Source organism: Mucilaginibacter sp. (assembly GCF_036383575.1).
Classification (GTDB): Bacteria; Bacteroidota; Bacteroidia; order Sphingobacteriales; family Sphingobacteriaceae; genus Mucilaginibacter.
The window spans coordinates 1-5,458 of record NZ_DASVOB010000046.1 but is presented as its reverse complement, the minus strand read 5'-3'; the positions used below and the strand labels follow the sequence as shown (position 1 = coordinate 5,458).

The window sequence follows — 5,458 nt, the reverse complement described above, 5'->3', positions numbered from 1 at the left end:
CCGAAATATCTACATCCATATCCCATGGCTTAAGGGCGGGTAAACCCAACGCCACACGGCGTTTTTCGGCCTGCGCCCTAAGAATTGGAACTATTTCAGTTTCAATGGCAGCGTGGAAAGCATAGCAATCCTGTGGCGTGTAATCAAAACGGCCTAATGCCTGGAACATATAATCGCGGAAGTTTTCAAAGCCGGCATTAGTTGCTACTGTATGGCGAAGCTTACGCAGGTGATCAAAAAGTTCGTTCAGCTTTTCCTTATCCTGTAAACGGCGGCTGGTGATCTTTTCCCAAACTTCCTGGCGTTTGGCGCGGTCGGTACCTTTTAAAAATACGGAGGCCTGTTCTAAAGTAAATTCCTTATCATCAATATGAACCGACATTGCACCGGTGGTCGACTGGTATTTCTGTTGCTCCACCTGGATTTCGGTTTGTACAGGAATGTTTTCCTCGCGGAAAAGCTCCAATGCTTTTTTTACAGCGCGGAGGAATACAAAGTATTTCTGGCTGTCCAGTTGGTCTACATATTTGCTGGCAACCAGCTTTTTGTTTAATTCGTTGCTGAATGGGGCGATTTTAGGCTCAATTTCGGTAGCGAAATATTGAAACTTTTGCAGCAGCTCTTCGCTGGTTGTATCGCAGGTCATGCGGATATAACGCCATGCAAAATCTTCTTCTAACGCGGCTTCAAGCTCACTTTTATCGCGTAGCCATTTCTCCAGTTCTTCAACCGAATTAATAGGGCGATCTAACAGTTCTTTATAAAATGGTTCAAGCGTTTCCCATTTAATATCGAGGGAAGCGGGGATATATGTTCTTGTTTTTTTGTGGATCATGATTTTTAGATGTGCAGATATGCAAATATGCGGTTTTAGTCGGAAAGTCCGCAAGTCGGAAAGTCCGTAAGAAAGTTATTGACATTAAATAGAAAAATCCGAAAGCTTTTTCAACTTTGGGACTTCCGGACTTTTCCGACTCAACCCTTATAAAGTATTCTTCGATATTTCGGTTATACCATCCTCGTAGCTTGTTGGTTTAAAATTGAATGCTTTCTCAAACTTGCTGCTATCGAAAATATAATCATGATCATATTGGTAATACATTTCTACGGTACCCATTACCACTTTTTTAAACAAACCAAACATCCACAGCATTACTTTATTAACGCGCGTATATTTTGGCTCAACTTTGTAAACTTTAGCGGCAATATTTAAAAACTGTTTACCGGTGATGGCTGGCGGAGTAGGGAGGTGCCAGATCTGGTTGCCGCTGTCGGGATCCTGACCAAGCATGAACATGGCTTTACCTGCGTCGGGCACATAAATAAAATTGTGTTTACAATTAGGATTGCCGATCCATTGCGCGTTTTGTTTTTTTGCGTAGTTGCTCAGTACCATCATATCAATAAAACTGTTGATTACTGCACCATAAAAATCAGGTGCGCGGGCAATGGTTGCGTTGATGTTGCCTGCTTTAACTTCGTTCATCAGCATATCGGCAATGCCGGCACGGATCTCACCTTTAACGCTGCTGGGTTTGTAGGGTGTTTCCTCGGTCATGGCGCCGTTAACCAGTCCGTACATGTAAACGTTGTCAAAAAATATCAAACGCGCTCCTGTGGCTTTGGTAACGTTGATCACATTTTGCATGATCACCGGCCATTGCGCCCGCCAGATGTCCTTGTCATAAACCAGGCCTGCAACAAGATAAATTACTGTTGATCCTTTTGCAGCAGCCAGCACTTCATCATAATTGAGCAAGTCGGCTTTTTGCCAGGTTACTTTTGGGATATTATTAGTGTCAACCGGTTTGCGGCTAACTAAACGGATGGTTTCGTTATGATTGATTAATTCTTTGGTGAGAGCGTTCGCTACCGGGCCACCGGCTCCTAATATAGTATGCATGATCTTTTTCGTTTTGTGTATAACAAAGGTAGGCGGCCTTTGTAAATCAAAACGTTAACAAAAGATAAGGAATTAAGGAGATTTGGGATTTATTTTCGATTTCGGATTTCGAATGTTGGATTTCGGATTTAGCCGGATGTTTGAATCTTTATTTAGCTTTTTGCTTTAAGCCTTCGGCTTTCAGCTTTACCAAAACCTTTATCCTTTTACCTTTCACCTCCTCATCAGGCGCTTATCTTCATGATCCTTCTTCTGATCCGCGACAGCGAAACCGGGGTTATGCCTAAGTAATTGGCAATATAATGTTGGGGAATGCGGTAAAGGGCTTCGCCGCCTGTTTGTAATAGATCGCTGTAGCGTTCTTCTGGCGATTGGGTGATGAAAGCGGTAATGCGTTCTTCATAACAGATGAGGTAAAGCTCGGCTGTTAACCTGCCGAAGCGTTCCATTTTAAAGCCGAGCAGTTCATTCATACAGGCTTGCTGCAAACCTTTGTGGCTTAAATTCACGATCACCGAATCTTCCAACGCCTGGATATAGTTTGCGGCCGGGGTACGGGTCAAAAAGCTTTTGTATGAGCTCAGCATTTCGTCCTCGAAGCTGAAGTAGCCAGTTATTTCCTCGCCATCTTTAACATGGTAGTAGCGTACCGCACCTTTTACTACCAGGCCGATATGATCGCACACTTTGCCTGCCTCTACGTAAAACCTTTTCTTTTTTAAGGTATCTACAGTTAAGTATTGCGACAAAGCCTGCCACTCTTCGTCAGTAAGCGGAACATATCTTTCAAAATATTCCCGAAACTTTTGAAGGGCGCTTAGTGGATCCATATCCTGTCGAGCAAGAACAATACAGCAAATACCACACTGGCAATACCGTTGGTTGTCATGAAAGCAAAGTTAACACGGCTCAGGTCGTTTGGCTTTACAAGCAGGTGCTGGTAAATCAGCATGGCGCAGAAGAATGCGATACCGATGTAGTACAGGAAGCCGACGTGGGTTTCAACAGCCGGCATCATGATAAATATAGCCGAAAGCACGTGTAAAAAGGTAGATAGCCTTAATGCATTTACTTTACCCAGGTAAGCCGGGATTGAGTGTAGATTTTTGCTGCGATCGAAATCTTCGTCTTGCAGGGCATAAATAATATCAAATCCACTTACCCAGCACAATACCGATAATGAAAAGAAGATAGGCGTAATAGCAAATTGCCCGGTAACCACCAGGTAAGCACCGATAGGGGCAAGTGATAAACCCAATCCCAATACCAGGTGGCAAAGCGCCGTGAAACGTTTGGTTGCACTGTAACCCATCACCACAAATAAAGCTACCGGCGAAAGGAAAAAGCAAAGCCTGTTGATGAACCAGGTTGCCGTAATAAACAGCAGGCAATTGATAATAACAAACGTTAAAGCAGCCCGCGGACTGATCCTTCCTGCCGGAATATCACGCTGTTTGGTGCGTGGATTTTGAATGTCGATGTCCCTGTCCAGATAGCGGTTAAATGCCATAGCCGAATTGCGTGCAAATACCATACACAGCACCATCAAAACCAGCTTAAGCCAGTCGAAATGATATTGGGTTGTAGTTACCGCCAAAAAGAAGCCGATAAATGCAAACGGCATGGCAAAAATTGTGTGGGCAAAGGTTACTAAGGATAAGTATTTTTTCATGGTTTTATTATACTCAGGCCGGAGGGTTGAACAACGGCACTTCAAAGTGCTGATTTATATTACTTATAAATGCCAATATCTCTTCCCTGCCGAGCTGTGTTTCGGACGATGTGATAAAGAATTGTGGCATTTCTTCAAAAGTAGCCAGCATTGCTTTGCGAAATTTAGCTACATTTTGATCTGTTTTAACTGAAGACTGTTTGTCGGCCTTGGTAAATACCAATACAAATGACAACCCTTTTTCGCCAAGCCAGTTACAAAATTCAACATCTATCTTTTGCGGCTCAAGGCGGCTATCAATCAGTACCATTACGCATTGCAGGCTTTCGCGCTTATCCAGGTAGGTATGGATAAATTTATCCCATTTGGCTTTTTCTGTTTTGGACGCACGGGCATAGCCATAGCCGGGTAAATCCACAATATACCAGCCTTCGTTGATCAAAAAATGATTGATCAGCTGCGTTTTACCAGGGGTTTGCGATGTTTTGGCAAGTCCCTTTTTACCGGTTAATGTATTGATGAGGGATGACTTGCCCACATTTGAGCGCCCTATAAACGCGTACTCCGGTTTTACCGGTGGAGGCAGTTTACTAATCTGGGTATTGCTGCAAATAAAGTCGGCCGATTTTACGATCATTCTGCAAAGGTAGTATTTTTACTTTATGCACTCACTGTAGGAAAATGCCAACATAAATGGCGGTTGCTTATTTATAAGCTTGTTTTACAATAAGAAAACAAAAAGTAACGCAATAATAGTTAAATTTGATGTTTAAACATGTAATATTATGAACGATTATAAAATACCCGCCCAAACCCGAATTGGTCACGTACATTTAAAGGTAAGTGATCTGCAAAAGTCGCTTGATTTTTATTGTGGTTTGCTGGGCTTTGAAAAAATGGTAATGTATGGCGATCAGGCCGCTTTTATATCAGCAGGCGGTTACCATCATCATATTGGTTTAAATACCTGGCATAGTAAAGGTGCTTCGCCAGCACCGGAATATGCACCTGGCTTGTACCACACAGCTATTTTATACCCCGAAAGAAAAGACCTGGCAATTATCCTTAAAAGGTTGATCGATGCCCGTTACAACATTACCGGCGCATCTGATCATGGGGTGTCCGAAGCTATCTATCTGAATGACCCTGACCAAAATGGTGTTGAACTTTATTGGGATAGGCCGAAAGAGCAATGGCCTGTTGATCATGAAGGCAATTTGACCATGTTTACCCGCCGGTTAGATATAGAGAATTTACTGCAACTCGCTAATTAACAGGTTTTAGCAAACAAAAAAACTCATTGCGGGTTATATATTCAACGGGGGATCAAAAGATTTTTTCTTTCCCGATCATTGGGAGGTGGAACGGCGAAGCAGTCCACTGCCGGCGATATTGCATGGTTGCTTGCAGTGTAAGGATTGCTTCGTACCTCGCAATGAGTTTTTCAAAAACTGGTATACGCGGGTACGAAGCAAAAAGTTATAAATTTTATAACTCCTTTATTTTGATGTTTCTGAAATAGGCTTTGTGCCCGTGGTCCTGCAGGGCAATCAAGCCTGTTTTCGCAGTACCATAGTCAGGATAATCTTTCCATTTACCTTCGGCTTTTTTCTTTTTCCAGTCGTCGGTCCAGGCTTCAAAAGCTATGATCTTTTTACCATTGAGCCAGTGTTCAACATGACCGTTGTTGAAAACAATCTTGCTGGTATTCCAAGTACCTACCGGGGCTACTTTTTTCAACGAGTTAGGCAGGTACATAGCATAATCGCAGCCGGTTTTTTGCCAGTCTTCCAATTTTTCAGGCCAGCCGGCGTCATCAATGATCTGGTATTCGGGACCGGTTTCATAGCTGGCGTGGTATTTCGGATCTTCAACTACATGGT

The 5,458-nt window shown here is 43.0% G+C and carries 7 protein-coding genes; 1 reads left to right on the top strand and 6 read right to left on the bottom strand.

Annotated features, from left to right (window positions below; translation table 11 throughout):
- From VF500_RS01460 to yihA, 5 genes are all read right to left on the bottom strand, one after another.
- On the bottom strand, positions 1-835 hold an 835-nt coding region (locus VF500_RS01460; RefSeq protein WP_330857970.1), incomplete at its 3' end, for a M3 family metallopeptidase.
- A 147-nt stretch (positions 836-982) separates the two neighbouring features.
- Complete coding sequence (locus VF500_RS01455) at positions 983-1,903, bottom strand: NAD-dependent epimerase/dehydratase family protein (RefSeq protein ID WP_330857969.1); 921 nt, start codon at positions 1,901-1,903, stop codon at positions 983-985.
- Positions 1,904-2,127: 224 nt separating this feature from the next.
- Positions 2,128-2,733: a Crp/Fnr family transcriptional regulator gene (locus VF500_RS01450; protein ID WP_330857968.1), complete on the bottom strand. Its 606-nt coding sequence runs from the start codon at positions 2,731-2,733 to the stop codon at positions 2,128-2,130.
- On the bottom strand, positions 2,721-3,575 hold the full coding sequence (locus VF500_RS01445) for a UbiA-like polyprenyltransferase (protein ID WP_330857967.1): 855 nt from the start codon (positions 3,573-3,575) through the stop codon (positions 2,721-2,723). The genes VF500_RS01450 and VF500_RS01445 overlap by 13 nt, the downstream gene beginning before the upstream one ends.
- 13 nt (positions 3,576-3,588) lie before the next feature.
- The gene (yihA, locus tag VF500_RS01440; RefSeq protein ID WP_330857966.1) at positions 3,589-4,212 is read right to left on the bottom strand and encodes a ribosome biogenesis GTP-binding protein YihA/YsxC; all 624 of its coding nucleotides are present in this window, start codon (positions 4,210-4,212) and stop codon (positions 3,589-3,591) included.
- Positions 4,213-4,360: 148 nt separating this feature from the next.
- Between yihA and VF500_RS01435 the strand changes: the two genes are divergently transcribed.
- On the top strand, positions 4,361-4,849 hold the full coding sequence (locus VF500_RS01435; RefSeq protein ID WP_330857965.1) for a VOC family protein: 489 nt from the start codon (positions 4,361-4,363) through the stop codon (positions 4,847-4,849).
- A 214-nt stretch (positions 4,850-5,063) separates the two neighbouring features.
- Here VF500_RS01435 and VF500_RS01430 read toward each other — a convergent pair.
- Positions 5,064-5,458 (bottom strand): DUF1080 domain-containing protein (locus VF500_RS01430; protein WP_330857964.1); only part of this gene is annotated, 395 nt, incomplete at its 5' end.

Coding starts and splice junctions, on each gene's coding strand:
- yihA (WP_330857966.1), bottom strand. CDS start 4,212: ATGATCGTAAAATCGGCCGACTTTATTTGCAGCAATACCCAGATTAGT.
- VF500_RS01450 (WP_330857968.1), bottom strand. CDS start 2,733: ATGGATCCACTAAGCGCCCTTCAAAAGTTTCGGGAATATTTTGAAAGA.
- VF500_RS01445 (WP_330857967.1), bottom strand. CDS start 3,575: ATGAAAAAATACTTATCCTTAGTAACCTTTGCCCACACAATTTTTGCC.
- VF500_RS01455 (WP_330857969.1), bottom strand. CDS start 1,903: ATGCATACTATATTAGGAGCCGGTGGCCCGGTAGCGAACGCTCTCACC.
- VF500_RS01435 (WP_330857965.1), top strand. CDS start 4,361: ATGAACGATTATAAAATACCCGCCCAAACCCGAATTGGTCACGTACAT.